Genomic DNA, 25,627 nt, shown 5'->3' with positions numbered 1-25,627 from the left:
TTGACATGACCGTCCATGAAGGCGAGAGCGTGGCCATCGTCGGCGCTTCAGGTTCGGGCAAGACCACCCTGCTCGGCCTGCTCGCCGGGCTGGACCTGCCGAGCCACGGCAGCATCGCGCTGGCCGGTGCCGATCTCAACACGCTCGATGAGGAAGCCCGCGCGCAGCTGCGCGCGCGCGAAGTGGGTTTCGTCTTCCAGAGTTTCCATCTGCTGCCGGCCCTGACCGCCGAAGAGAACATCGCGCTGCCGCTGGAGCTGGCCGGCCGCGAGGATGCCGCGCGGGTACGCCAGGTGCTGGAGCAGGTCGGCCTGGGCCACCGTGCGCGTCACTACCCACGCCAGCTTTCCGGTGGCGAGCAGCAGCGTGTGGCACTCGCCCGCGCCTTCGTGGCACGGCCGCGCATCCTGTTCGCCGATGAGCCCACCGGCAGCCTGGACCAGGCCACCGGGCAGCAGATCAGCGACCTGCTTTTCGCGCTCAATGCCACCAGTGATACCACCCTGGTGCTGGTCACCCATGACCTGCGCCTGGCCCAGCGCTGCGAGCGCATCTACCAGCTCGACGGTGGCCGCCTGGCCGATACCGTTGCCGGCGTGGGCGCATGAACGTCGTGCGCCACGCGGCGCGTGCGCTGCGCCGCGAGTTCCTGGCGGGGGATCTGCTGACCGTGTTCGCCGCACTGGTGCTGGGCGTGGCGGTGATGACCGCGGTGGGCACGCTGGTCAACCGGGTGACGCTGGCACTGACCAGCAGCGCGGCGGAAATGCTTGGCGGTGATCTGGGCCTGAGCGGACGCGAGGATGTACCGCAGAGCTTCGCCGAGGCAGCGCGCGAACGCGGCCTGGCCCATACGCGCATGGTCAGCTTCCCAAGCGTGCTGTTCCATGGCGATGACAGCCAGATGGCCAACATCAAGGCAGTCGCCGACGGCTATCCGCTGCGCGGCGAACTGCGGGTCAGCCGCACCCTGCATGACACCGCCAGCGAGACCGCGGGCACGCCGCCGCCCGGCCAGGCCTATGCCGATCCGCGGCTGATGCAGGCGCTTGGCCTGCAGGTGGGCGATGCCCTGGAATTCGGCGCAGGCACGTTGACCGTGACGCGGGTGCTGCAGGCCGAGCCGGATACCTCCGGTGAGCTGATGCAGCTGTCGCCGCCGCTGCTGGTCAATCGCATGGATGTGGACCGTGCCGGCCTGCTCGGCCCGGGCAGCCGCGCCTCGTACCGGATGATGTTCGCCGGCGAGCCGGCGCAGATCGCCGCCTTCCGCGAGTGGCTGACGCCGCAGGCCAAGGGCTACCGGATCGTCGGCATCGACGATACCCAGCGCGGGGTGCGCGGCGCATTCGATCTGGCCGGCCGTTTCCTGTCGCTGGCCGCGTTGCTGGCGGTGCTGCTGGCGGGGGTAGCGACGGCGCTGGCCGCCAACCGCTTCGCGATGCGTCGCATCGACCAGGTCGCGATCCTGCGCTGCCTGGGCGCGCGCCAGCGCGACATCCTCAGCGCGATGGCGCTGCAGCTGGTGATGCTGGCGGTGCCCGCCTGTCTGGTCGGCATCGGCTTGGGCATGGCCGCGCAGGCCGGGCTGGTGCAGGCACTGGGCGGATTGATTCCGAACCGCCTGCCCCTGCCGCAGGCCACGCCGGCGCTGAGTGGTGCCGGCATCGGCCTGGTGCTGCTGCTCGGCTTCGGCCTGCCGCCGCTGCTGCGCCTGCGCAGCGTGCCGCCGATGCGCGTGCTCAACCGCAGCTTCGCGGCGTTGCCGCCGAGTTCCATGCTGGTCTATGCGGCCGCGCTGGCGGCCACCGTCGCGCTCACGGTGCAGGCCACCGGCGACGTCAAGCTGGCTGCGTGGGTGCTGGGCGGGCTGGCCGCGCTGGCGGCACTGGCCGGTGCGCTCGGTGCGCTGCTGCTGTGGCTGCTGCGTGGCGTGCAACTGCGCCTGCGCGGGCGCTGGAAACTGGGCCTGGCCTCGCTGACGCGGCGGCGCGGGCTGGCGGTGATGCAGCTGGTCGGCCTGTCGCTGTCGCTGTGTTCGCTGCTGCTGCTGTCGGTGATCGGCCCAGGGTTGTTGGCGCAGTGGCGCGACCGCCTGCCGACCGATACGCCGAACTACTTCCTGATGAACATCCAGCCGGAGCAGCGCGATGCGGTGCTCTCGACCCTGGCCGGGCTGGGCGTGGTCTCGCCGGGCATCGAGCCGTTCAGTACCGGTCGCCTGCTGGCGGTCAACGCGCGTCCGCCGCAGCGGCAGGCGCGCGAGGACAACAGCAACGAGGACGACGATGCCAACCGCCCGGTCAACTTCTCGTGGCGGCATGATTTCCCGCCGGCCAACACGCTGCTCGGCGGAACCTTCTGGAAGGCCGGCAGTACCGCGGCGGAAGCCTCGATCGAACAGGGCTGGGCCGAGCGTTACGGGATGAAGCTGGGCGACACGGTCACGCTGCAGATGGGCGATCAGGAGCGCAGCTTCACGGTCACCAGCATCCGCAAGGCGGACTGGGATTCGTTCCGGGTCAATTTCTTCCTGCTGCTCAACGAAGGTGCGGTGGCCGATGCCCCCTACAACCTGATCACCGCCTTCCACCTGCCGCGCGCGCAGGCACCGGCGCTGGCCGGGCTGACCCGGGCGTACCCCAACATTTCGCTGCTGGACATCGACGGCATCCTCGAGCGCGTGCGCGAGGTGATCAACCGGGTGACGCAGGCGGTGCAGCTGGTCATGGGCTTCAGCCTGCTGGCCGGCCTACTGGTGCTGCTGGCGGCATTGCAGGCCACGGCCGGCGAGCGCCGCTATGACAGTGCGGTGCTGCGCACGCTGGGGGCCACGCGCCGCCAGCTGCGGGGCGCGGTGCTGGTCGAGTTCGGGGCGCTGGGCCTGTTGTCGGCGTTGCTGGCGGTGGGCACGGCGGCGCTGCTGGGCAGCGTGGTGGCGCGGCAGGTGTTCGAGTTGACGCTCAGCCCGCCCTGGGGGCCGTTGCTGCTTGGCGGTGGGCTGGGCGTGCTGTTGAGCATGCTGGCCGGCTGGTGGGGCACGCGGCGGATCCTGCATACCCCGCCGGCGCTGGCCCTGCGGGAGGCATGAGCACGCGGCGATGACACAGGCACGGGGCGTGCCTCGGTATGCTGCACGCCCCTGCCCCCTGAGATCGCCCGGATGCCCGGCACCCCGTTCACTGCCTATCTGTATCCCGTACTGCTGCTGCTGGGCAGCAACATTTTCATGACCTTCGCCTGGTACGGGCATCTGAAGTACAAGAGTGCGCCGTTGATGACGGTGATCCTGGTCAGCTGGGGCATCGCGTTTTTCGAGTACTGCCTGCAGGTACCGGGCAACCGCCTGGGCAGTGCGGTGTATTCGGCGCCGCAGTTGAAGGGCATGCAGGAGGTGATCACCCTGGTGGTGTTCGCGGCCTTCTCGGCGTTCTACCTGGATCAGCCGCTGAAGTGGAACCACTGGGCCGCGTTCGGGCTGATCCTGGTAGCGGCGTTCCTGATGTTCAAGGAGTGAGGGCGACGCCCGCATTCGGGCCGCCACCGGCTTCGCGTCGGTGACGGCTGCGATGGCGCGGCATCGACGCCGGGCTGGCCGGTCGTTTCAGATTACAGCTGGATCACCGGCATGCCGTCGGCTGCCCACGGTCCGCCGCGGCGAGCGGCGGTGGCGCAGCAGCAGTCGTCGACCCAGAGCTCGCCTTCGGCCCCTTCGACGTGCCCGATCCGGCGTGCGGTGGTCGCCCCCAAGGCCGACAACGAGGCCAGGCTGGCGGCGAGTTCGCGGCCTTCGCCGACCTGCAGGCGCAGTGCGCACATGCGCCAGGCGTCGTTGCCCAGGCGCACGGCCAGGCGCCGCCACAGGCGCTCGGCGACGCCGGCGTCGTTGACCGGTTCGGGGCGTGCGGGGAAGGCGGAAACCAGGCGGTCCCAGGCGAGGAAATCGCTGTCCGGCAGCAGGTACAGCCGCCAGCAGCAGCGGCCGCGGGCATCGACGAAGCACAGGCTTTCGCGGATGCCTTCGCTGTCCATGCCCTGGCAGGCGTGGGCAGACACGGCGTGCTTCCAACCGCCCAGTTCACTGCTGTCCGGGCGGTACAGGCACAGCACGGTGCCCAGTGAGGCCAGCTGTGCGGCCGATGGCAGGCCGGCGATGGGATGGCGGCCCGGTGGGCGGCCGACGGAAAGGGCGCGGCTCATGGGATCTACCTGCAATCGGCGGTTGCGGGGGAGACCCTCGACCCACGCCGCGGGCCGGAGCCGACGGCGGAGTGTCGAGGGGGAGAGAGCTGGGATAACGGCCTGCCCAGGGAAGGCACGGATCGCGTAGCCACGCGGTCACCGGTGCCTCCACGCGGGGGAGGCAGCGCCGTTACTTGGTCAGGATCAACTTGTCGTTGCTGGTATGGCGCAGGCGATAGAAGCGGTCGCCGTGCTGGATCAGGATTTCACGGCGACCCTTGAGCAGGGCTTCGCTGTCGATCACTTCTTCGGGCGGGACCACGCGGACCGGACGGTCGCGGAGGGTCAGCGTTTCGGGGCGCAGCAGTACAGCAGCTTGAGTGTTCATCGTCTGGACTCGTTGCGAGGGGCGAGTCAAATGATAATGATTCTCAGTTGACAATCAACAACCATTCTCAATTTGATAGATGGCATTAATGATCGAACTTCATCTATCAATAGGTTTCGTCAATCGCATAGTGGGACGCGTGCCGCTACACGGGATTGCGGAGCCGGCCAGCGGCCGGCACGACCTTCCACCGGTCGGGTACCTCGATGTCCCTGCCACGGGATCGGTAGCGCCGGCCGCTGGCCGGCGCCCTGCACCCAACCGGCCGATCAACCAAAGACCGCGTCCACCTGCTGCCAGACGCTTTCATCGAGCTGCTCGAACAGCGCCAGTGCGCCCAGGTTCTCTTCCAGCTGGCTGACCCGGCTCGCGCCGAGGATCACGCTGGAGACGTTGGGATTGCGCAGGCACCAGGCGACCGCCAGTTGCGCCGGGGAGACCCCCAGCTGCGCGGCCAGCGCGGTGTAGCGGCGGACCCGCTCCAGGCGGTCGCTGCCGTCCTCGAGCACCTGCGCCTTCAACCAGCCCAGCTGTTCCTGGCCCAGCCGCGACTGCGGGTCGACGCCGGCGTTGTACTTGCCGGTCAGCAGGCCCGAGGCCAGCGGCGACCAGATCGTGGTGCCCAGCCCCGCCTCGGCATACAGCGGCGCGTACTCGCGCTCGACCCGCTCGCGGTGCAGCAGGTTGTACTGCGGCTGCTCCATCGACGGGGCGTGCAGGTGGCGTGCGCGGGCGATATCCACCGCTTCCTGGATCTGCGCGGCCGACCATTCCGAGGTACCCCAGTACAGCACCTTGCCCTGGCGGATCAGGGTATCCATGGCCTGCACGGTCTCGGCGATCGGGGTGTCCGGATCCGGGCGGTGGCAGTAGTACAGGTCCAGATAGTCCACCCGCAGGCGCTTGAGCGCGGCGTGGCAGGCGTCGGTCACATGTTTGCGCGACAGGCCCTGCTGGGTCGGGCGCGGGTCGTCGACCGCCCCGAAGAACACCTTGCTGGAGACACAGAAGCCATCACGGGGCAGGCGCAGGTCGGCGATCACATCCCCCATCACCTGCTCGGCGCGGCCGCGGGCATAGCCCTCGGCGTTGTCGAAGAAGTTGACCCCGGCATCCCAGGCGGTGGCGATCAGCTTGCGGGCCTCATCGCGGCCGATCTGGTCGCCGAAGGTCACCCAGGCCCCGAAGGACAGGGCCGAGAGCTTCAGGCCGGTGGAGCCAAGACGGCGATAGAGCATGTGATTCTCCTGCTGCGAGCCCGCGACCGGGCCGGATCGATGCCGGTAAGTGTAGAGGGTGGCGCGCAGCGCGCGCAGGCCGGCCGCGGCGATCTCACGGCCCGTGACACACCACGCGCCACGCTGGCCATGCCTTGTCGATACAGGCCCGATCACGACCGATCGGCTCGCAGACGCTGCTTTTCCTTGCCCCGCCCTTGCCGCTGCTCTAGGCTTCCCGTTTTTCGCGGCGCCCCAAGGGAAGTCTCATGGTCGAAGGTTTGGGCAGGATTGGCTTCGGCCTGTTCGGGTTGGCAGTGCTGATCGGCATTGCCTGGTTGTTCTCGAACAACAAGCGGGCCGTCGACTGGCGCCTGGTGGTCACCGGTATCGCACTGCAGATCGCCTTCGCGGCGGTGGTGCTGCTGGTGCCGGGTGGCCGTGATGTGTTCGATGCGCTGGGCAAGGGCTTCGTCAAGATCCTGAGCTTCGTCAACGAGGGCTCCGGCTTCATCTTCGGCAGCCTGATGAACACCGAGCAGTTCGGTTTCATCTTCGCTTTCCAGGTGTTGCCGACCATCATCTTCTTCTCGGCGCTGATGGGGGTCATGTACCACCTCAACGTGATGCAGACGATCGTGCGTGCGATGGCCTGGGCGATCACCAAGATCATGCGCGTGTCCGGTGCGGAAACCACCAGCGTCTGCGCCAGCGTCTTCATCGGCCAGACCGAAGCACCGCTGACGGTGCGCCCGTACATCGCCAAGATGACCCAGTCCGAGCTGATCACGATGATGATCGGCGGCATGGCGCACATCGCCGGCGGCGTGCTGGCCGCCTACGTGGGCATGCTCGGTGGCAGCGACCCGGCCCAGCAGGCCTTCTACGCCAAGCACCTGCTGGCGGCGAGCATCATGGCCGCCCCGGCGACCCTGGTGGTGGCCAAGCTGCTGGTGCCCGAAACCGGCACCCCGCTGACCCGCGGCACGGTCAAGATGGAAGTGGAGAAGACCTCCAGCAACATCATCGACGCCGCCGCGGCCGGTGCCGGCGACGGCCTGAAGCTGGCGCTGAACATCGGTGCGATGCTGCTGGCCTTCATCGCGCTGATCGCGCTGCTGAACGCCCCGCTGACCTGGCTGGGTGACGTGACCGGCCTGGCCGCGATCATCGGCCGCCCGACCGACCTGTCCACCCTGTTCGGCTACCTGCTGGCCCCGATCGCCTGGGTGATCGGTACCCCGTGGGCCGATGCCACCACGGTCGGCTCGCTGATCGGCCAGAAGGTCGTGATCAACGAGTTCGTGGCGTACTCGGAGCTGTCCAAGATCGTCAACGGCCAGGTGCCGGGCATGGTGCTCTCCGACGAGGGCCGCCTGATCGCGACCTACGCGCTGTGCGGTTTTGCCAACTTCAGCTCCATCGCGATCCAGATCGGTGGTATTGGTGGTCTGGCACCGGAGCGCCGCCACGATCTGGCCAAGTTCGGCCTGCGTGCGGTGCTGGGCGGTACCATTGCCACCTTCATGACGGCGACCATCGCCGGCGTGCTGACGCATTTCAGCTGATATCCGTTCCCTGAGAAACAGTCTTTATGAGTAGCAGTGTCGTCGTAATCGGTTCCTTCAATGTGGATCATGTCTGGCGTTGTGAGTCGCTCCCGGCCCCGGGTGCGACCATTGCCGGCCGCTACAGCACCGGTCCCGGCGGCAAGGGCTTCAACCAGGCCGTGGCCGCCCGCCGTGCCGGCGCGCCGACCACGTTCCTGTGCGCGCTGGGCGATGACGCCGGCGGTGCGATGGCCCGCGGCCTGGCCGAGCAGGACGGTTTCGCGCTGACCGCCGAGGCCAGCAGCGAGCCGACCGGCACCGGCGGCATCTATGTCGACAGCCGCGGCCGCAACACCATCGTGATCGGCCCGGGCGCCAACGCCGCGTTGAGCCTGGGTTTCGTTGATCAGCAGCGCGCGCTGCTGGCCGGTGCCAAGGTGGTGCTGGCGCAGCTGGAATCGCCGGTGGAAACGATCGAGGCGGCCCTGGCCATCGCACGCGAGGCCGGTGCCACCACCGTGCTCAACGTCGCGCCTGCCGATGCGCCCTCCAGCATCGGCCTGCTCAAGCTGGCCGATGTGCTGACCCCGAACGAGACCGAGTTCGCCGCCCTGCTCGGCCGTCATGTCGGCGAGCGCGTGGATGCCAACGATGTCGCCGCGCTGGATGGCGCCAGCCTGCATGCGCTGTGCCGCAAGCTGGTCGGCAACGGCACGGTGGTGGTGACGCTGGGTTCGGTGGGTGTGTTCGTGTCGCACGCCGAAGAGAACCTGCGTGGCGATACCCAGCCGTATTACCGCGTGGGCGCCGAGCAGGTGCAGGTGCTGGACACCACCGGTGCCGGCGATGCGTTCAACGGTGCGCTGGTGGCCTCGATCGCGCAGGACCCGGAGGCGGCCTTCGCCCGTCACGTGCGGTTCGCCAACCAGTTCGCCGGTCGTTCGACCGAGAAGGAAGGCGCCGCTGCGGCGATGCCGCACTTCACCCCGGGTGATGCCGAGAACAAGTAAGCGTCACCGGCGTGGATATCGGAAGGCCAGCGTTCGCGCTGGCCTTTTTTTGTTCTGCTCCCATCTGCGTGAAATCAAGAAGCGCCCTCTGAGCCTTTCCGGGCGAGGCCTCGAGTAGGTCGAGCGCTGGGGCGCGATGCCCTTGCCGGCGAATGTCCCCCGGCGTCGGCCTGCGGCCGCCCCCTCCTCCTTTATTTCGCCCACAAGGGCATCGCGCCCCACGTGTCCAGACCACTGGCGCTGCATGGAAAGCACGGCTTCTCTTCTGCCTACCGCGAGCCGGAGCGCCGTAGCGGCCGGTAGGCCCCTGGGCAAAATCAAGGAGGAGGTCGTCGCTGTGAGGCGGCGGCCGGGGGACATTTGCCGAGGGGCCTACCGGTCGCTACGGGGCCCTTGAGCTCGCGGTGATCCACAGCGCCAGCGCGCCCACTACGAGGCCGGCAAGCACGTCCAGCAGATCGTGTTGCCAGGTGGTGAGCGTCGAGACCAGGATCAGCCCACAGGCGCCGTGCCACAGCCAGCGCAACGCCGCCGTATCGGCCAGCAGCCAGCGCCGCCATGCCTGCCAGACCACCACCAGTACCGCGGCATGCAGCGACGGCGCCATGTTGAACGGCGCCTCGAACGCGCGCAGCTGGGCGAACACCAGTCCGCTCGCGCCATCCGGCTGCGGCAAAACACGCACGTTGCCGGTCGGCCAACACACGAAGGCGAGCATGCAGGCGGCCTGCACCAGCGCGATGGCCATCGCATGGCGGCGCAGGGCGGATCGGGTCGGGCAGAGGAAGAACGTCAGCGGGTACAGCAGGTTCAGCGCCAGGTACGGCCAGATCGTCCATGGCCAGAACGGGATCGCCTCGTCCCAGCGACCGTGCAGGCTGTAGGTATGAGCCTGGCTGGCAGCCCATTGATTGGTCCAGCTGTAGCCATGGATGAACATCGCGCCGAGCAGCAGCATCCACAGCATGGCCTCGCGCCAGGGCGGATGCGGGAGCGGAGTGTTGGCATGAGGCGGGGTGGGCACGCGCGCACCGTAGCAGAACGTGGCAAGCGTGTTTGCCGCTATCCTTGCGCTTTCGCGGATACCGGGACTGTACGCAGTGGCAGCAGCAGGCAGTCAGCACCACGCAGGTACGCACGCGGACACACCGCGCTGGACGCGCAATCCGGCCTGGGCCCTGTTTTCGCAGACCCATGCGCAGCGCCCGCTGCTGCTGGTGTCCGGTGGCGCCGACGAATTGTATGTGGTCGACGAGGCCGATACCCCGACGCTCATCGAACGCATCCTCGGCCATTGGCAGGACGACACACTGGCGCTTGTGCAGGACGATGCCGACTGTGGCCCGGCGGTCCGCCAGTTGATGCGCCTCGGCGTACTGGTGCCGTCGCAGGCGGTGCGGCCTGTGCGCCGCTATGCACTGGATTGGCTCGGGGAACCGCTGCCTGGGCTGGCCGAGGCCTTCGACCAGCATGCCAGCGCGGATCTGCAGCGCGTCGATGCCGCCGCCGATGCCGACCTCCTCGTGCTGGTCCGCCACGGGCTCGGCTGGGAACAGGCCTTGGCCCGCTACGTGTCACATATGCCGGCACAGCCGCATCTGCTGCTGGACCTCAGCTATCACCACACCCTCGCGCTTGGACCCTATGTGGTGCCCGGCCAGACTGCCTGTGTGTATTGCCTGGGCAACCGCGTACTGCGCCGCTGGGGCGAAGCGGTGGTGCCCGCGCTGCCGGAAGTCGCAGCGCAACCGGCACGGATCGCGGCGCTGGTCGCGCCGTTGCTGGATCAGCCGCACCTGTTGCTGGGCTATCTCGAACGCAGCGTCTGGCTCGACCTGCATCGCCTGCATGGGGAACGCGACCGGGTGCTGCGGCTGCCGTGGTGCCCCGCCTGCCAGGGCGGTGAGATGTCGATGCCTGCACCGCTGCCGCTGCCTTGGGACACCGGGCGCCCGTGATAATGTGGGCCGTGCGCCGGGCGTTTCCGCCTCGGTCAACGGAGTGACCCCATGTATCGCCTGCCGACCCAGTTCGATGCCAGTGCCTCGCGCCAGGACCTTGCTGCGGCAGGTGGCGGCTCGACATCGACTACCTGCAGTTCCTGCGTCGTCACCCTGCTCGGCACCTCGGTACTGTCGGCAGTGGTGCTCGGCAGGCTGGAACCCGTCGCGCCCGCCGCCATCAGCAGCGCCGCAGACATCCCCCCCGTCACCGTCGATACCCCCACCGAGCGCCACGGCCAGCCACCTGCGTTGCCGCAGGAACCGCCCAGCGCCGTCACTCCGGATCATCCCGCGGCACCGGCACCGGTGATCCCTGCAGCCGGCCTGAGCCGCACCAGCCGGATACTGCTGGGGCTGTTCGCCTTGCCGCTGGCCGCGATCGGCGGCGGCATTTTCATCAGCACCTCCAACCCGATATTCGGGCTGTTCGTCGCCGTCGGGCTGTATCTCGGCATTTATGCCCTGGTCTACGAGCGCGCGGGGCGTTCGCTCGGGCGCGGCATCGGCATCGCCATCGGGCTGCTGCTGGGCCTGTTCGCCGTGGGCGCGCTCGAGATGATGCTCTGGCTGGGCGTGATGAAATGAGCCGCGCCGCCGTGCAGGCGGCAGAGCCGGATATGCCCACGCTGTCGTCGCACCTGCTGCACGGCGCAGCGCGTCCGCGCTGTGGCCTGGTGCGCCCGGCCCAACCGATCGAGGCCAACCCGTGCGATGCAACCGGCCCCTTGTTCGAGGGACGGCGCGTACACAATGCCGCCACGCCGGCCGACCCGGCCAATCCCTGGCAGGGCGTCTCGGGCGCGGTTGCGCTGGAGGCCGCTGCGGCCGCCGACGGCGCGGTCGCCGAGGCGCTGGAGCGGCTGGCGGCGGCGCAGGCGAGCCTGGAAGTGCGTCGTCGCGATGCGCTGACGCCCGCACAATGTCTGGACGAATCGGCATTCGCGCTGTTCTCGGCGAGCCAACGCGCCATGCCGGACTTCCCGTGGCCGATGCCCGAACGCGACGAAGACCTGTTCGCAGCGGTGCATGCGCTGGACGACAACCGGGTCGCCTGGGTGCCGCAAGAGCTGGTGGGACTGGGGCCGCGCAGCGGCCAGGCGCGATTGCCATCGACGTCCAGTGGTCTGGCGGCCTGGCGGGATGGGCGCGATGGCGCCTGGCTGGCGCTGTTGCGCGCGGCCCAGGAGCTGCTGGAGCGCGATGCGCTGGCAGTGACATGGCTCAATGGCGTGGCCGGCCGGCGAATCGCGCTGCCGGCGCAATGGCACGCCCATGTGGACGCGCGCGGTGGTGAACTGCAGGCGTTTGACCTGACCCAGCACTGGAATCCGCACCCGGTCATCGCGGTCGCCGGTGGCATTCCCTTCGAAGGCCGCCCCCGCTACGTCCTCGGCATCGCCTGCCGCGCCGACCCCGGCGAGGCACTGCACAAGGCGCTGCTGGAATGGCAGCAGGCACTGACCTTTGCCGCGCATCTGTGTGGCCGCGAAAGCGCGCGGCTTCCGCGTGAACCCGCAGCGCTGCGCAGCTTCGACGAGCATGCCGCCTTCTACACCCTGCGCCCGGAGCTGTGGCCGCAGCTGCCGCTGCTGCGGGAGGCGGGCCGCAGCACGTTGCAGTTGCCCCCACCCGGCGCAGCGGATCGCCCGGCCGCGCCGCGCGCGATGGGCGAGCTCGATCAGCTGCGGCGCCGGCTGGGCCGTGCCGGCATCGCGCTGTACTACCGCGAGTTGACCACCGCCGATGTGGCCGCGGCGGGCCTGCGGGTGATGCGGGTGTTGTCGCCACAGCTCAGCGGTCTGCATGCCGACGAACGTGCGCCGTTCCTTGGTGGCCGCTGCCGGGACGTGGCATGGCGCTATCCCGGCGTGCCGCACGCCGGCGCGTTTCCCAACCCCTTCCCGCATCCATTGGGCTGATCCCCGAGGACCGCATGCCGTCACCGCCTTCCCCCTGGGACGATGCCCCGCTGTTCCATCTGTTCTGGCACAACGGCGAGCTCAATCCCGCGCGCGCAGACGTGATGCACGCGCGCATCGCCGAAGATGCCGCACGCGCCTGGTCGCCGCCACGGCCGTTGCATGCAGCAGCCGGCGTCGCCTTGCCGGACCCGGTACGCCCCGGCGATGCCCTCGCGCAGCGCCGCAGTGGCCGCCGTTTCGGTGATGCACAGTGGGGCGCGCAGGAACTGGGGCGCGTGCTGGCCCCGCTGCGGGCCCGGCCCGGCGACAGTGACACGCGGCGTCTGCCGTCCGGTGGGGCCAAGTACCCGATCCAGGCCTATGCCGCGCTGTACGGCATCGACGATGCGATCGCATCAGCGCCGGGCATCCATTGGTACGACCCGCTCGAGCACGCGCTGGTACCGGTGGCGCCCTGCCCCGCATGGCCGGCGCTGTCCGGGCTGCTGGGCGTGGACTGGCCGGAGCGGCCGGCGGCCGTGCTGTTCCTGATCGCCGAGCCAGGCGGGACGCTGGCCAAATACGGCGAGCGCGGCGGCCGCTTCGTATTGATCGAGGCTGGAGTCTGGCTGGGGGCGCTGGGGCAGCAGGTGGCGTCGATGAACGCCGCCGGCTGCGCCATCGGCTCGTTCGACGACGCCGCCCTCTTGGCCCTGCTCGGGCTCGACCCGCGGCGGCATCTGGCGGTGTTGGCCTATGCGTGTGGTCCGGCGCCCTGAACGATCGCCGGAATCGCGGCAGGCCCCGCCTGATCATGCGATTTCCGGCCAGCGGTCGGCACGATCGGTAACCACCCAGCATCCGCCGCCGCTGGGGGCGGCGGAACCAATCGTCAAGCATATGCTCATGACCGGAGCGCATCAGGCCCTTCCGGATCGGCCTGAACAGGTAGCGGTACCTGCGTGGTTGGCGGCCAGCGGCCGGCACTACAATGCGCACATGCAGATTGGCCCGTACAACATCCAGCCCAACGTGGTGCTGGCACCGATGGCCGGTGTCACCGACAAGCCCTTCCGCCTGCTGTGCAAACAGCTGGGCGCGGGCCTGGCCGCCTCGGAGATGACCATCTCCGACCCGCGCTTCTGGAACACCCGCAAGTCGCTCCACCGCATGGACCATGCCGGCGAGCCGGACCCGATCAGCGTGCAGATCGCCGGGACCGAGCCGCAGCAGCTGGCCGAGGCAGCACGCTACAACGTGGACAACGGTGCGCAGATCATCGACATCAACATGGGCTGCCCGGCCAAGAAGGTCTGCAACGCCTGGGCCGGCTCGGCGCTGATGCGCGATGAAGACCTGGTCGCGCGCATCCTGACCGCAGTGGTCAACGCGGTGGACGTGCCGGTCACGCTGAAGATCCGCACCGGCTGGGACTGCGATCACCGCAATGGCCCGCTGATCGCCCGCATCGCCGAGGACAGCGGCATCGCCGCGCTGGCCGTGCATGGCCGTACCCGCGACCAGCATTACACCGGCACCGCCGAATACGACACCATCGCCGCGATCAAGGCGGCGCTGCGCATTCCGGTGGTCGCCAACGGGGACATCGATTCACCGCAGAAAGCGGCGCAGGTCTTGAAGCAGACGGGCGTGGACGCGGTGATGATCGGCCGCGCCGCCCAGGGCCGGCCCTGGATCTTCCGCGAGGTGGCGCACTACCTGGCCACCGGCGAGCTGCTGGCGCCGCCCTCGGTCACCGAGGTCCGCGATCTGCTGCTGGGCCACCTGCACGCGCTGCACGATTTCTATGGCGAGCAGCAGGGGGTGCGCATCGCGCGCAAACACCTGGGCTGGTACGCCAAGGACCGGCCGGAGAACGCCGCCTTCCGTGCGGTGGTCAACCGCGCCGAGGATGCCGCCAGCCAGGTCGCCCTGACCACCGACTATTTCGACGCCCTCGCCGCCGGCGAGCCGTTGTCGTCCGCTGCCTGAGCCTTCTGTCATGAACCCGCCGATCACCGCACCGACCTATCTCCACGGCTTTTCCGATACCGAGCAGCATCGCCTGGTCACCCAGTCGCGCCTGTTCGAATCGAGCATCTTCAGCGGCATCGACTACGGCGGCGCAACGCGCCTGCTGGAAGTCGGCAGCGGCGTGGGCGCACAGACGGACATCCTGCTGCGGCGGTTCCCGGACCTGCACGTCACCGGCGTGGACCTGAGCGAAGCGCAGCTGGCCACTGCCGCCACCAACCTGGCCAAGACCCCATGGTGCCGCGAGCGCTACACCCTGCTGCAGGCCGACGCCGGCAATCTGCCGTTCGGTGCGCGCGAGTTCGATTCGGCCTTCCTGTGCTGGGTGCTGGAGCATGTGCCTTCGCCGGCGCGGGTGCTCAACGAAGTGCGCCGCGTGCTGGTCCCGGGTTCGCCGGTGTATGTCACCGAAGTGATGAATGCCTCGTTCCTGCTCGATCCTTACTCGCCGCACATCTGGCGCTACTGGATGGCGTTCAACGATTTCCAGTACGACCACGGCGGCGATCCGTTCGTCGGTGCCAAGCTCGGCAACCTGCTGCTGGCCGGCGGCTTCCGCGACGTGCACACCGAGATCAAGACCATCCACCTGGACAACCGCGAGCCGGCGCGTCGCAAGACGATGATCGCGTTCTGGGAGCAACTGCTGTTGTCGGCGGCCGATCCGCTGCTGGAAGCCGGCCTGGTCGACCAGGAGACGGTGGACGGGATGCGCCGCGAGTTCAGCCTGGTCCAGAACGACCCCAACGCGGTGTTCTTCTTCTCCTTCGTGCAGGCGCGCGCGACGGTGTATTGACCGGGGGGCGGCGCTAGCGCGTCGCCCAGGCGATCACGGTCACCACCACCGCTGCGGCCAGCAGCAACCACAGGCCCAGTCCGCCCCGATCACCCGGGGCGACCGTCGCACTGCCGGCGGTGAGACGGGCACCTTCGCGCGGACGCGCGGTGGGCGTGTGGCCTACTTCCAGCGTGCCGGTGGCCGGCCGCTGGTTACGCTCGGTGAGCTTGTTCTGCATGCGCCGCGCCCGCTCAGGGTCGACCTTGTGCAGTTCCTCCAGCAGCACCTGCTGCTGACGCGCGCGGTCCGGCTGCGCCCTGGCCTTGTGCAGGATCTCGCGCAACGGCACCGCCGGCTGCTCAGCGGAGCGGCCCGGGGCCAGATCCAGCAACAGCGCGCGGTACTCCGGCGGTACATCGGCCAGCCGGGTGTAGCGCGTGCCATTGATCTCCATTTCAAACCGTTCGGTCACGGTGCCTCCGTCCAACCTGCCTTGGGTGCGATCACCTCGGTGCTCGCCGGTGCATGCCAGATGCGTTGCCACATCGCCGAGAACCGGCGCTTCACCATCGCCCTGCCCTGCTCACCTTCATACGCCGGGCGCAGCTGCCGCGGCGTGATCGCGGCCCAGCCCCCGCCCTCGGCCCGGGCCACCGCGAAGGTGAAGGTGTAGTCCGGCTCCAGGCCCATGCGCAGATCGCTCAGCCGCAGCTCGCCATCGACCACCTGTGCGCGCATGAAGCCGCGGTTGAACCAGTTCAGGCGCTGCACGGCCGGCAGCGTGGCCGCCTGGCGCAGGGCCTGCACGTTGGAGGGATGGCCTTCAAAGGTCATCGGGCCGCGGTCGGCGATCAGCGAGCGCTCGCCGATCACGTAGCCGTTGGGCGTCATCGCGACGACCTGCCAGAGCAGCGTGTTGAACGGCATCGCCACCGAGAAGCGCGGCGCATCGCCCAGGCCCATGGCGGCCAGTGCGCGGTCGGCCTCGCGGTCGACGGTGTGCTTGGCCAGCAGCGACCAGCCCAGGTAGCCACTGCTGAGCACCAGACCGGCCACCAGCGCCTTCTGCGCCAACGGCCGCGCCCGCGCGAACCACGCCACTGCACAGGCGATCAGCAGCCACACGGTGTAGAGCGGGTCGATGATGAAAACGCTGGCCCACATCGTCGGGTGCGGGGTGAACGGCCACCACAGCTGGGTACCGTAGACGGTGAAGGCATCCAGCAGCGGATGGGTGATCAGCGCCAGCGTGATCGCCCAGAACCAGCGGCCCGGCGCCTGCGCCACCCGGCCGTGACCAAAGCGTTTGAACAGCCACCAGATCAGCGCGGCCACCCACGGCAACACCAGCAGCGAGTGGCTGTAGCTGCGGTGCTCGACCATCAGCGCCACCGGATCGGCGGCGGTGAACGCCAGCAGCAGCGCGTCGAGGTCCGGCAGGGTGCCGAGCGCGGCACCGGCCAACAGGGCGGCGCGACGATGGCCGGCCGGTGCGATGGCGGCGGCGACCGCGCCGCCGAGTACGATCTGGGTGAGGGAGTCCATCGGCCGATGCTAGCAGCCGGGCCTGGCGCTGCGTTGATGCCGTTCTGCTCAGGCCGCTCTGGCCAGTGCGGCGTTGCCGGGCAGCGCCGCCAGGGTCTGCCCGGTGTGATCGAGCAGCCGCAGGCTGCCGTCCGGATCCTCGGCCAGCGCGGTCAGGCTCTCGACCCAGTCGCCGTCGTTGGCATAGATCAGCCCGTCGCGCTCCACCAGTGCGGCGCGGTGGATGTGCCCGCAGATGATCCCGTCCAGCCCACGCCGACGCACATCCTCGAGCCCGGCCTGGACGAAGCGTTCGATGTAGCGTTCGGCCGCGCCGCTGCGCTTCTTGAGGAATTCAGAGAGAGACCAGTAGCGCTGACCCAGCCGCCGCCGGACCGCGTTGAGCAGGTGGTTGCCGGTCAGGATGCGGTAATACAGCCAGTCGCCGAAGCGCTCCTGCAGGCCACCGAAATGAGTGATGCCGTCGTAGTCGTCACCATGCACGACCAGCAGCCGCCGTCCATCGGCGGTCACGTGGATCGCCCGGCGGCGTACCTGCATGGCCGGCAGCATCAGCCCGCAGACCTTGCGCAGCGAAGCATCGTGGTTGCCCGGGATGTAGATGATCCGGGTGCCGGCCCGCTGCAGCGCGTGCAGGGCCTGGATCACCTCGCTGTGGGCCGGCCGCCAACTGGCCCGGCGGTGCGCCATCCACCACAGGTCGATGATGTCGCCCACCAGATACAGGCGCTCGCAGCGCAGCCCGGCAAGGAACCTGGCCAGTTCGGCGGCGTGGCAGTGACGTGAGCCCAGGTGGACATCGGAAAGGAAGACGGCCCGCCGATGGGGCGCCAGGGTGGTCACGGGCCGTTTGTCGGCCTCCCGCGCGTCGCGCTGCTCGACGTCGTGCATGGCGTGCTCCTCAGGTCCGGCGGCCGGATGCGCCGAAGCCTGCCCTGCGGCGACGACAGCCCGATGGCGGTTTGACGACGGGCCGATGACGCTCGCGGGGTTCGGATGCACGTCGCGCCCTTCGTGAGGCGCGTGCGGCTGGCATGCTTCTCGGGCAGGTGCCGCTGCGGGCGGCCGTTTGTCACGCTGGTGGAACACTGGGCGGTGACGCTGGCCCCCAATCCCGTCACACCGGGCCCTGCGACGGGCACGCAGGCTTAACCACGGGCAACCCTCGCTGGCGCACAATGCAAGCGCGCGACTTGCCGTGTATCATTCGCGCCCATCTTTCCATCCGAATCAAAGGATATTACGCCTGATGTCCAGCTACCTGTTCACCTCCGAATCGGTCTCCGAAGGCCATCCGGACAAGATTGCCGACCAGATCTCCGATGCGGTGCTGGACGCGATCCTGACCCAGGACAAGCGTGCGCGCGTGGCCTGCGAAACCATGGTCAAGACTGGCGTGGCAATCGTCGCCGGTGAAATCACCACCAGCGCCTGGATCGACCTGGAAGCCTTGACCCGCAAGGTGATCCTGGACATCGGCTACGACAGCTCCGACGTCGGCTTCGACGGCGCGACCTGCGGCGTGCTGAACCTGATCGGCAAGCAGTCGCCGCACATCGCCCAGGGCGTGGACCGCAAGAAGCCCGAAGAAATGGGCGCTGGCGACCAGGGCCTGATGTTCGGCTATGCCACCAACGAGACCGACAGCTACATGCCGGCCGCGATCCACCTGTCGCACCGCCTGGTCGAGCAGCAGGCCAAGATCCGCAAGAAGAAGAACTCGCCGCTGTCCTGGCTGCGCCCGGATGCCAAGAGCCAGGTCACCCTGCGCTATGAAAACGGCGCCGTCTCGGCCATCGACGCGGTGGTGCTGTCGACCCAGCACGCCCCGGGCGTGAAGCAGAAGGACCTCATCGAGGCCGTCCGCGAAGAGATCATCAAGCCGGTGCTGCCGGCCAAGTGGCTGCACAAGGGCACCAAATTCCACATCAACCCGACCGGCAAGTTCGAGATCGGCGGCCCGGTGGGCGACTGTGGCCTGACCGGCCGCAAGATCATCGTCGACACCTACGGCGGCTGGGCCCGTCACGGTGGTGGTGCGTTCTCGGGCAAGGATCCGTCCAAGGTCGACCGTTCGGCTGCCTATGCTGCCCGTTACGTCGCCAAGAATGTCGTGGCCGCCGGCCTGGCCGACCGCTGCGAAGTGCAGGTCTCCTACGCCATCGGCGTGGCCGAGCCGACCTCGATCTCGGTCACCACCTTCGGCACCGGCAAGATCAGCGATGACAAGATCGAAAAGCTGATCCGCAAGCATTTCGACCTGCGCCCGTACGGCATCATCCAGATGCTGGACCTGATCCACCCGATGTACCAGCAGACCGCGGCCTACGGCCACTTCGGCCGCAAGGCGAAGGAGTTCAGCTACACCAACGGTGCTGGCGAACAGGTCAACGCAACCGCCTTCTCCTGGGAGAAGACCGATCGCGCCGCCGCCCTGCGCGCGGATGCGAAGTTGAAGTAAGAAATGGGCCGCGAAAGCGGCCCTTTTCTTACGGGTAGAGCCGACCGTTGGTCGGCTGGCCGCGCGCAGCGCGGCAATGATCGGCGAAACAAACGGCGGGCCGCGAAAGCGGCCCGTCGTCGTTTTGGCGCCTTGACCCATCGTCGCGCCGCGCGCGACCAGCCGACCAACGGTCGGCTCTACCAATGGGTCAAGCGGCGCTACACTCCAGTCATGCCCGAATTCAAATCCAACCAGCTCTCCATGACGGTGCTGATGTCGCCGGACATGGCCAACTTCTCCGGCAAGGTACACGGCGGTGCGGTGCTGCGCCTGCTCGACCAGGTTGCCTATGCCTGCGCCAGCCGCTATGCCGGCAGCTACGTGGTCACCCTTTCGGTGGACCAGGTGATGTTCCGGCAGCCGATCGCGGTCGGCGAGCTGGTCACCTTCCTGGCCTCGGTGAACTACACCGGCACCTCCTCGATGGAGATCGGCGTCAAGGTGGTGGCCGAGGACATCCTCAAGCGCAGCGTGCGCCACGCCAACAGCTGCTTCTTCACCATGGTCGCGGTGGATGACGAGGGCAAGCCGACCCCGGTGCCGCCGCTCGTGCTGGAGACCGCCGACGAACGCCGCCGGCATGCCGCCGCGTTGATCCGCCGCCAACTGCGCGAGGAGATGGAGCAGCGCCACCTGGAGCTGCTGGCATCCAATCCGCCTGCACCAGGTGATCTGGTCGAGCGGGTCTGAGAAGCGCTGCCGGCCAGCGGCCGGCACTCCCCCTTCATGGCCTACCCGGTGTTCTGTACGCCCTGCGAAACACCGTTCACGCAGGCCACCAGCGCGCGCAGCACGTCATCGTCTTCGCCACCGCTTTCACGCCAGCGGCGCAGCAGATCCACCTGCAGCACGCTGATCGGATCGATGTAGGGATTGCGCAGGCGGATCGACAGCGCCAGCCGCTGGTCGTGCTGGAGCAGTGCATCCTGCCCGGTCAGCACAAGGATCCACTGCGCGGTGAGCTCCAGCTCACGCTGAATCTGCGGGAAGAAACGGCCATGCAACGCACCAGACAGCTGCGAGAACTGCTCGGCGATGGTCAGGTCGCCCTTGGACAGCACCATCGCGATGTCATCCAGGAAGGTGCTGAAGAACGGCCAGTCGCGCGCCATCTCTTTCAGGATGTCCTCGTGGCCGGCATCGATCGCCGCCTGCAGGCCGCTACCCACGCCATACCAACCCGGAATCACGGCACGCGCCTGGCTCCAGGCGAACACCCACGGAATCGCGCGCAGGTTGGTCAACGCGGCATCTTCACCCAGTCGGCGCGAGGGGCGTGAGCCCAAGGTCATCCGCTCGATCACGTCGATCGGCGCGGCCAGCCGGAAGTACTGCATGAAGTCTTTCTGGCCGACGAAGACACGGTAGGCATCCGCACTCTTCTGCGCGATCAGGTCCATCACCGGGCGCCACTGTTCCTCGCGCGGTTCCGGTGCACGCGGGCGCAGGCTGGAGCGCAGCACCGCACCGGTGGACTGCTCCAGCGAGCGCAGCGCCAGCGCACGGATGCCGTACTTGCGGTGGATCACTTCGCCCTGCTCGGTCACGCGCAGGCGGCCGTCGATGCTGCCACGTGGCGAGGCATCCACGGCGTGCGTGGTCTTGCCGCCACCGCGGCTGATCGAGCCGCCGCGGCCGTGGAAGAAGGTCAGGCGGATGTCGTTCTCGGCAGCGACCTCCAACAGCTCCACCTGGGCGCGCTGAAGGCCCCAGCGCGACGCCGCGATGCCCCCATCCTTGCCGCTGTCCGAGTAGCCGAGCATCACCATCTGCACATCGCCGCGCGAGGCCAGGTGCGTGCGGTAGACCGGATCGGCCAACAGATCGCGCAGGGTGTCGGTACCGCGCTTGAGATCGTCCACGGTTTCAAACAGCGGGGCGATGTCGAGCGGCACCGCGCCGGCGTCATCCACCAGGCCGCCACGACGTGCCAAGGCGAGCACGGCGAGGACATCGCTGCGGTCATGCGCCATCGAGATGATGTAGCTGCCCAGTGCATCGGCCCCATGCCGGTGATGGGCATCAGCCAGCGCCGCGAACACCGCGTCCAGGCGCTCACCGCCTTCTTCGTTGCTCACCGGCAGCGCCTGCTCGCCACTGGCGAACGGGGCCAGCCGTGCCGCGCGGGTGACCGCATCGGCGGCGTCCCAGGCCTCCTGCCCATCCAGCACGCTGGCCAGCGCGCGACCATGCACGCTCGATTCCTGACGCACGTCCAGGCGCGCCAGATGGAAGCCGAAGGTGCGCACCCGCCACAGCAGGCGACGCACCGCGAAGCCGCCGGCATGGTCGCCCTTGTTCTCGTGCAGGCTGCGCAGGATCAGCTCGATGTCGTCGGTCAGCTCCTGCGGCGACGCGTAGGCGCCTTCCGCATCGTCCATCGTCGCCTGTACCCGCGCGCGCATGCGGTCGTTGAGCAGGCGATAGGGCATGTCGGCATGACGCGGGCGCGAGGTGACCTTGGGCAGCAACGCCTTGTAATGGTCCACGCGGGCCTGCAGTTCATCACTGACCGCCACGCGCTCGGTGGACTGGCTGAGCAGGCTGGCCAACTGCAGCAGGTCCTTCTGGTAGCGGCCGAGCACGGCCTGGCGTTGCGCATCCAGGGTGTTGCGGATGGTGCCGGCATCCACGTTCGGATTGCCATCCATGTCGCCGCCTACCCACGTGCCGAAACGCAGCAGGCGCGGCAGCGGCAGTTCCTGGCCATAGGTATCCAGCAGTGCCTGCTGCAGCGATTCGTACAGCACCGGAATCACCCGGTACAGCACCTGCACCAGATAGAAGCCGACATGCTCGCGCTCGTCTTCCACGGTCGGGCGCACGGGCGAGGAATCGGTGGTCTGCCACGAGGCGGTCAGCGCCATGCGGAAACGCGCGGCGTCAGCGGCCGCTTCGCCCGGGGTGCGCTGGCCGTCGAGGTTGTCGACCAGGCTGGCCACCATCAACTGCTCTTTCTCCAGCAGCGCGCGGCGGACCGCCTCGGTCGGGTGCGCGGTGAACACCGGCTCGATGTCGATGCGCGGCAGCCACTCGGCCAGCTCGTCCAGGGTGACGCCCTGTGCCTTGAGGTTGACCAGTGCGTCCTGCAGGCCATCGGGCTGCGGCGTGGCGGTGCCGGCGCGCTGGTAGTCGCGGCGGCGGCGGATGCGGTGCACCCGCTCGGCGATGTTCACCACCTGGAAATAGGTACTGAACGCACGCACCATCGCTTCGGCGCGTGCCGGTGGCAGGCCGGTCAGCGCATCGTTGAGATCGGACAGCGGGGCGTCGCTTTCGCGGCGGGCGATGGCGCGTGTACGCACCTGTTCCACATCATCGAAAAACTGCGTGGAGACCTGCTCGGCGAGCAGGTCGCCGACCAGTGCGCCGAGTCGGCGTACATCGTCGCGCAGGGGAATATCGGGAGTGGCAAAAACGATGCTGCTACGGTACTCGTTCATCTGCGACGCACTGGCCTCGGGAACGGAATCCGCTCAAGCCTAACCCACAATCGCGTCGTTGCTGCGTCGCGCAAATAGTTACATCTGGTAGTGCCGGCCGCTGGCCGGCTCCATGCAGATCTGACAGGTGCCAGTGCGGGCATCGCGAGGAGCCGGCCAGCGGCCGGCACTACCGATCGCGTGCATTCCGAGGAGCCGGCCAGCGGCCGGCACTACCGATCGCGTGCATCGCGGGGAGCCGGCCAGCGGCCGGCAGGTGGCGATCGTTTCCGGCACCGGCCAACGGCCGGTACCCACCGGTTGTTTCAGCGCTTCTTCTTCACCGGCTTCCCCTCGCCAACGGTCTGCTCCAGCCAGCGCTCGCTCTCGGCCAGCATGGTCATGATCGATTCGCGTGCCCGGTAAGCGTGCGATTCATTGGGCAGCATCACCAGCCGCGACGTCCCGCCCAGCCCCTTCACCGCGGCGAACATGCGCTCGCTCTGGATCGGGAACGTGCCGGAGTTGTTGTCGTCCACGCCATGGATGAAGAGGATCGGGTCCTTGATCTTGTCGGCGTAGTTGAACGGCGACATCTTCTGGTAGACGTCCTGCGCCTGCCAGTAGTTGCGCTCTTCGGCCTGGAAGCCGAACGGGGTCAGCGTGCGGTTGTAGGCGCCGCTGCGCGCGATGCCGGCCTTGAACAGGCGGGTATGCGCGAGCAGGTTGGCGGTCATGAACGCACCGTAGGAGTGGCCACCGATCGCAATGTGCTCACGGTCGGTCACGCCACGCCGCACCACTTCATTCACGGCCGCCTCGGCATTGGCGATCAGCTGCGGCAGGTAGGTGTCGTTCGGCTCCTTGTCGCCCTCACCGATGATCGGCATCGACGGGCTGACCAGCACCGCGTAGCCCTTGGCCAGAAACGCCTGCGGACCCCAGTAGCTGATCGCGTTGAAGCGGTACGGCGAATCGGTGACCTGGCTGGCGGCTTCGGCGGTCTTGAACTCCCCCGGGTAGGCCCACATCAGCAGCGGCAACGGACCATCCTTCTTCGCGTTGTAACCCGGCGGCAGCATCAGCGTGGCGGTCAGGTCGACGCCGTCGTTGCGCTTGTAGCGGATCTGCTCCTTGCTCACCCCACGCAGCTGCGGCAGCGGGTGCTGGAAGTGGGTCAGCGCCTTCGGTGCAGCCGTGGCATCACCCAGCGACTGCACGTAGAAGTTGGCCGGCTCATCGGGCGATTCACGGGTCAGCAGCAGCGAGGTGCCTTCCTGGTCGAGCAGCGCCACCGGCGCGGCATAGGACGGGGCCTGCGAGTGGAACAGGCGCGTGGTCTGCTTGCTGTCCAGATCGAAGCGGTCCACGAACGGACGATCGCCTTCCGGCGAAGCGCCCAGCCCGTAGAGGAAGATGCTGCGGCCATCGGCACTCACCTGCAGGCGCGCGCGCCCGTTGACGTCGCGCACCAGGCCCGGGCGACCGGGATCGTTGTAGCGGTCCTGCGAGGAACGTGCGGACAGCAGTTCCGCTGCCTTCTCCGGCTGGTCGGGCGCGATCCGCCACTGCTTGACCTCGCGGTTCTTCCACCACGATTCGTTGAGCAGCGCCAGATCCCCACGGCCCCACTGGATGCCGGCATAGCGGCTGCCCAGCTGCGCCAGGGTCACCGGCGGCTTGTCGAAGGGGGCGGCCTGCATCAGCACCGCATCGCGCACCTTGGCCTCGCGGTTCGGGTCGCCACCATCCTGCGCCTCGGCCCAGACCAGGGTCGCCGGGGCATCGGCGCGCCAGTCGATCCGGCGCACGCCGGTGGCCACCGCATCGTTGCCGGTCGGCAGGCCTTCCTTCAACGGCAGGTTGGCTACGGTGTGCTCCAGCTTGCCGTCCACGGCGGACAGCACTTCGATGCGACGCGCGAATGCGCTGGCCGGCACCAGATAGGAATACGGGCGCACCACCCGTTCGCTGAGCAGGTAACGGCCATCCGGGGAGAGCGTGACGTCCCAGTACACCCCGCCCGTGGAGAGCGGCGTGGTCACGCCGTTGAGCGCGACCTTGGCCGGCTGCGCGCTGGCGTAGTAATCGAAGAGGCGGGCATCGGCCTCGTTCTTGAGCATGTCCTGGTAGGTGCGGATGGTGCGCACACCGGCGTCGGCCTCGGTCTGCTGGATCGCCGGGCCGGTCGGAATGCCGCCGGCGGACGGTGCCGGCCCCTGGCCCTTGAGCTGCTGCATCACCAGCAGGCCCCGGCTGTCGGGCTGCCAGCTGTAGCCATCGCCCATCACCGTGTTCAGATCGCCGACCAGGCGCCGTGCCGAACCGGCGTCCACATCAACGATCCACAGTTCATTGGTGTTGGTGGCCGCATGCACCTGGTTGAAGGCGATGTACTTCTGGTCCGGCGACCACGCAAAGGTGGCGATCGACAACGGCTGCGGCAGCCCGCTGATCTGGCGCTCCTTGCCATCGGCCACGTTCATCAGCCACAGCTTGTCGGCGAAGCTGAAGCGGCTGGCCGAATGCGTGGCCGGGTTGATGCGCAGGCCGGCCAGCTTCAGTTCGGGCTGGGCGACGTCGTTGATCGACGGCAGCGGCGGGGTCTGCAGCAGCGCGGCCAGGTCGCGGCGCGGGGACAGGCTCAGGGTCGGGGCACGCGGCGCGTCGACCACCGCCTGCAGCGCCGGCGAGGGCAGCTCATAGCCGCTCGGGTCACCCTTGGCGGCGGCCACGGCCTGCGCGGAGGTCTTCGCGGCCGGCGCGGCGGCCAGCGCCAACGGCGGCACCGCCAGCAGGGCCAGGCCGAGGATCAAGGTATGGCGCCATTGCGGTGCGCGTCGACCATGGTTGCGTGTCATGTTCCGTCCCTATGCTGATACAAACCCCCGACCTTAACAGCCGGGCGCCGATCGCCCCCCTGCCGATGGTTGGGGGCGGGGACCGATTCATGCCAACGCAGCGGGCCGCGATATAATGGGCGACCCTCCACCGAGGGGCGCTGCGACCGTTCCGGACCTTTCCGGGGGCGGCCAGGCTCGGTGGCCAGGATTGGTTCCAACGGCGCCCGGCGAACACGAGTACCGACTCGTCA

Annotated in this window: 22 protein-coding genes and 1 riboswitch; of the genes, 13 read left to right on the top strand and 9 right to left on the bottom strand. The window is 68.5% G+C overall.

What is annotated here, in order from left to right; genetic code table 11:
• The first annotated feature begins 5 nt into the window (after positions 1–5).
• From OC373_RS10905 to OC373_RS10895, 3 genes are all read left to right on the top strand, one after another.
• Positions 6–608: an ATP-binding cassette domain-containing protein gene (locus OC373_RS10905; RefSeq protein WP_070426646.1), complete on the top strand. Its 603-nt coding sequence runs from the start codon at positions 6–8 to the stop codon at positions 606–608.
• Entirely contained in the window at positions 605–3,091 is a 2,487-nt protein-coding gene (locus OC373_RS10900; RefSeq protein WP_261997680.1) for an FtsX-like permease family protein, read from the top strand. The genes OC373_RS10905 and OC373_RS10900 overlap by 4 nt, the downstream gene beginning before the upstream one ends.
• 72 nt (positions 3,092–3,163) lie before the next feature.
• The gene (locus OC373_RS10895) at positions 3,164–3,517 is read left to right on the top strand and encodes a DMT family protein (protein ID WP_019182446.1); all 354 of its coding nucleotides are present in this window, start codon (positions 3,164–3,166) and stop codon (positions 3,515–3,517) included.
• 92 nt (positions 3,518–3,609) lie between these two features.
• Here the strand turns inward: OC373_RS10895 and OC373_RS10890 are convergent, their stop codons facing one another.
• From OC373_RS10890 to OC373_RS10880, 3 genes are all read right to left on the bottom strand, one after another.
• Positions 3,610–4,200, bottom strand: coding sequence for a Hemin transport protein (locus OC373_RS10890; RefSeq protein ID WP_070426644.1), 591 nt, complete (start codon positions 4,198–4,200; stop codon positions 3,610–3,612).
• A 172-nt stretch (positions 4,201–4,372) separates the two neighbouring features.
• Positions 4,373–4,570 carry a hemin uptake protein HemP gene (locus OC373_RS10885; protein ID WP_019182448.1) on the bottom strand — a complete coding sequence of 66 codons (198 nt, stop codon included), beginning with the start codon at positions 4,568–4,570 and terminating at the stop codon, positions 4,373–4,375.
• Between the two features lie 269 nt (positions 4,571–4,839).
• Positions 4,840–5,808 carry an aldo/keto reductase gene (locus tag OC373_RS10880; RefSeq protein ID WP_261997679.1) on the bottom strand — a complete coding sequence of 323 codons (969 nt, stop codon included), beginning with the start codon at positions 5,806–5,808 and terminating at the stop codon, positions 4,840–4,842.
• Positions 5,809–6,056: 248 nt separating this feature from the next.
• Here OC373_RS10880 and OC373_RS10875 point away from each other — a divergent pair, with 248 nt between their 5' ends.
• Both OC373_RS10875 and OC373_RS10870 read left to right on the top strand, forming a co-directional pair.
• Positions 6,057–7,355: a nucleoside transporter C-terminal domain-containing protein gene (locus OC373_RS10875; protein ID WP_019182450.1), complete on the top strand. Its 1,299-nt coding sequence runs from the start codon at positions 6,057–6,059 to the stop codon at positions 7,353–7,355.
• Positions 7,356–7,381: 26 nt separating this feature from the next.
• The gene (locus OC373_RS10870) at positions 7,382–8,347 is read left to right on the top strand and encodes a ribokinase (RefSeq protein WP_019182451.1); all 966 of its coding nucleotides are present in this window, start codon (positions 7,382–7,384) and stop codon (positions 8,345–8,347) included.
• Between the two features lie 382 nt (positions 8,348–8,729).
• On the opposite strand, the gene OC373_RS10865 is transcribed toward OC373_RS10870, so the two are convergent.
• Entirely contained in the window at positions 8,730–9,314 is a 585-nt protein-coding gene (locus OC373_RS10865) for a phosphatase PAP2 family protein (protein WP_261997678.1), read from the bottom strand.
• A gap of 133 nt (positions 9,315–9,447) precedes the next feature.
• On the opposite strand from OC373_RS10865, the gene OC373_RS10860 reads away from it, so the two are divergent.
• The 6 genes from OC373_RS10860 (at position 9,448) to OC373_RS10835 (ending at position 15,081) form a co-directional block, all read left to right on the top strand.
• Positions 9,448–10,305, top strand: a complete 858-nt coding sequence (locus tag OC373_RS10860; RefSeq protein WP_261997677.1) for a hypothetical protein — start codon at positions 9,448–9,450, stop codon at positions 10,303–10,305.
• A gap of 51 nt (positions 10,306–10,356) precedes the next feature.
• Positions 10,357–10,935, top strand: coding sequence for a hypothetical protein (locus OC373_RS10855; protein WP_261997676.1), 579 nt, complete (start codon positions 10,357–10,359; stop codon positions 10,933–10,935).
• Positions 10,932–12,269 (top strand): YcaO-like family protein, encoded by a 1,338-nt coding sequence (locus OC373_RS10850; RefSeq protein WP_261997675.1) that lies wholly within the window; start codon positions 10,932–10,934, stop codon positions 12,267–12,269. Before OC373_RS10855 ends, OC373_RS10850 begins: the two co-directional genes overlap by 4 nt.
• Positions 12,270–12,283: 14 nt before the next feature.
• On the top strand, positions 12,284–13,030 hold the full coding sequence (locus tag OC373_RS10845; RefSeq protein ID WP_261997674.1) for a SagB/ThcOx family dehydrogenase: 747 nt from the start codon (positions 12,284–12,286) through the stop codon (positions 13,028–13,030).
• 220 nt (positions 13,031–13,250) lie between these two features.
• On the top strand, positions 13,251–14,243 hold the full coding sequence (gene dusB / locus OC373_RS10840; protein ID WP_070427536.1) for a tRNA dihydrouridine synthase DusB: 993 nt from the start codon (positions 13,251–13,253) through the stop codon (positions 14,241–14,243).
• A gap of 10 nt (positions 14,244–14,253) precedes the next feature.
• Positions 14,254–15,081 carry a methyltransferase domain-containing protein gene (locus OC373_RS10835; RefSeq protein ID WP_046273661.1) on the top strand — a complete coding sequence of 276 codons (828 nt, stop codon included), beginning with the start codon at positions 14,254–14,256 and terminating at the stop codon, positions 15,079–15,081.
• A 13-nt stretch (positions 15,082–15,094) separates the two neighbouring features.
• On the opposite strand, the gene OC373_RS10830 is transcribed toward OC373_RS10835, so the two are convergent.
• The 3 genes from OC373_RS10830 to OC373_RS10820 are packed head-to-tail and all read right to left on the bottom strand — an operon-like array spanning position 15,095 to position 17,499.
• On the bottom strand, positions 15,095–15,535 hold the full coding sequence (locus tag OC373_RS10830; RefSeq protein ID WP_019182459.1) for a hypothetical protein: 441 nt from the start codon (positions 15,533–15,535) through the stop codon (positions 15,095–15,097).
• Positions 15,532–16,608, bottom strand: coding sequence for a metal-dependent hydrolase (locus OC373_RS10825; RefSeq protein ID WP_019182460.1), 1,077 nt, complete (start codon positions 16,606–16,608; stop codon positions 15,532–15,534). The genes OC373_RS10830 and OC373_RS10825 overlap by 4 nt, the downstream gene beginning before the upstream one ends.
• 48 nt (positions 16,609–16,656) lie before the next feature.
• On the bottom strand, positions 16,657–17,499 hold the full coding sequence (locus tag OC373_RS10820) for a UDP-2,3-diacylglucosamine diphosphatase (RefSeq protein WP_261997673.1): 843 nt from the start codon (positions 17,497–17,499) through the stop codon (positions 16,657–16,659).
• 358 nt (positions 17,500–17,857) lie between these two features.
• Here OC373_RS10820 and metK point away from each other — a divergent pair, with 358 nt between their 5' ends.
• Positions 17,858–19,069: a methionine adenosyltransferase gene (gene metK, locus OC373_RS10815; protein WP_019182462.1), complete on the top strand. Its 1,212-nt coding sequence runs from the start codon at positions 17,858–17,860 to the stop codon at positions 19,067–19,069.
• Between the two features lie 213 nt (positions 19,070–19,282).
• A complete protein-coding gene (locus OC373_RS10810) occupies positions 19,283–19,801 on the top strand; it encodes an acyl-CoA thioesterase (protein ID WP_026069660.1) in 519 nt (172 codons plus the stop codon).
• Between the two features lie 41 nt (positions 19,802–19,842).
• On the opposite strand, the gene ppc is transcribed toward OC373_RS10810, so the two are convergent.
• Both ppc and OC373_RS10800 read right to left on the bottom strand, forming a co-directional pair.
• Positions 19,843–22,554, bottom strand: coding sequence for a phosphoenolpyruvate carboxylase (ppc, locus tag OC373_RS10805; protein ID WP_070426636.1), 2,712 nt, complete (start codon positions 22,552–22,554; stop codon positions 19,843–19,845).
• Between the two features lie 305 nt (positions 22,555–22,859).
• Complete coding sequence (locus OC373_RS10800) at positions 22,860–25,394, bottom strand: prolyl oligopeptidase family serine peptidase (protein WP_070426635.1); 2,535 nt, start codon at positions 25,392–25,394, stop codon at positions 22,860–22,862.
• A gap of 126 nt (positions 25,395–25,520) precedes the next feature.
• Positions 25,521–25,609, top strand: a riboswitch (S-adenosyl-L-homocysteine riboswitch).
• Positions 25,610–25,627: the final 18 nt, after the last annotated feature.

Source organism: Stenotrophomonas sp. Ste96 (assembly GCF_024519495.1).
Lineage (GTDB): Bacteria > Pseudomonadota > Gammaproteobacteria > Xanthomonadales > Xanthomonadaceae > Stenotrophomonas > Stenotrophomonas bentonitica_A.
The sequence above is the reverse complement of the archived record's forward strand: the minus strand, read 5'-3'. Positions and strand labels throughout refer to the sequence as shown.

Coding starts and splice junctions, on each gene's coding strand:
- OC373_RS10905 (WP_070426646.1), top strand. CDS start 6: ATGACCGTCCATGAAGGCGAGAGCGTGGCCATCGTCGGCGCTTCAGGT.
- OC373_RS10900 (WP_261997680.1), top strand. CDS start 605: ATGAACGTCGTGCGCCACGCGGCGCGTGCGCTGCGCCGCGAGTTCCTG.
- OC373_RS10895 (WP_019182446.1), top strand. CDS start 3,164: ATGCCCGGCACCCCGTTCACTGCCTATCTGTATCCCGTACTGCTGCTG.
- OC373_RS10890 (WP_070426644.1), bottom strand. CDS start 4,200: ATGAGCCGCGCCCTTTCCGTCGGCCGCCCACCGGGCCGCCATCCCATC.
- OC373_RS10885 (WP_019182448.1), bottom strand. CDS start 4,570: ATGAACACTCAAGCTGCTGTACTGCTGCGCCCCGAAACGCTGACCCTC.
- OC373_RS10880 (WP_261997679.1), bottom strand. CDS start 5,808: ATGCTCTATCGCCGTCTTGGCTCCACCGGCCTGAAGCTCTCGGCCCTG.
- OC373_RS10875 (WP_019182450.1), top strand. CDS start 6,057: ATGGTCGAAGGTTTGGGCAGGATTGGCTTCGGCCTGTTCGGGTTGGCA.
- OC373_RS10870 (WP_019182451.1), top strand. CDS start 7,382: ATGAGTAGCAGTGTCGTCGTAATCGGTTCCTTCAATGTGGATCATGTC.
- OC373_RS10865 (WP_261997678.1), bottom strand. CDS start 9,314: ATGCTGTGGATGCTGCTGCTCGGCGCGATGTTCATCCATGGCTACAGC.
- OC373_RS10855 (WP_261997676.1), top strand. CDS start 10,357: ATGTATCGCCTGCCGACCCAGTTCGATGCCAGTGCCTCGCGCCAGGAC.
- OC373_RS10850 (WP_261997675.1), top strand. CDS start 10,932: ATGAGCCGCGCCGCCGTGCAGGCGGCAGAGCCGGATATGCCCACGCTG.
- OC373_RS10845 (WP_261997674.1), top strand. CDS start 12,284: ATGCCGTCACCGCCTTCCCCCTGGGACGATGCCCCGCTGTTCCATCTG.
- dusB (WP_070427536.1), top strand. CDS start 13,251: ATGCAGATTGGCCCGTACAACATCCAGCCCAACGTGGTGCTGGCACCG.
- OC373_RS10835 (WP_046273661.1), top strand. CDS start 14,254: ATGAACCCGCCGATCACCGCACCGACCTATCTCCACGGCTTTTCCGAT.
- OC373_RS10825 (WP_019182460.1), bottom strand. CDS start 16,608: ATGGACTCCCTCACCCAGATCGTACTCGGCGGCGCGGTCGCCGCCGCC.
- OC373_RS10820 (WP_261997673.1), bottom strand. CDS start 17,499: ATGCACGACGTCGAGCAGCGCGACGCGCGGGAGGCCGACAAACGGCCC.
- metK (WP_019182462.1), top strand. CDS start 17,858: ATGTCCAGCTACCTGTTCACCTCCGAATCGGTCTCCGAAGGCCATCCG.
- OC373_RS10810 (WP_026069660.1), top strand. CDS start 19,283: ATGCCCGAATTCAAATCCAACCAGCTCTCCATGACGGTGCTGATGTCG.
- ppc (WP_070426636.1), bottom strand. CDS start 22,554: ATGAACGAGTACCGTAGCAGCATCGTTTTTGCCACTCCCGATATTCCC.
- OC373_RS10800 (WP_070426635.1), bottom strand. CDS start 25,394: ATGACACGCAACCATGGTCGACGCGCACCGCAATGGCGCCATACCTTG.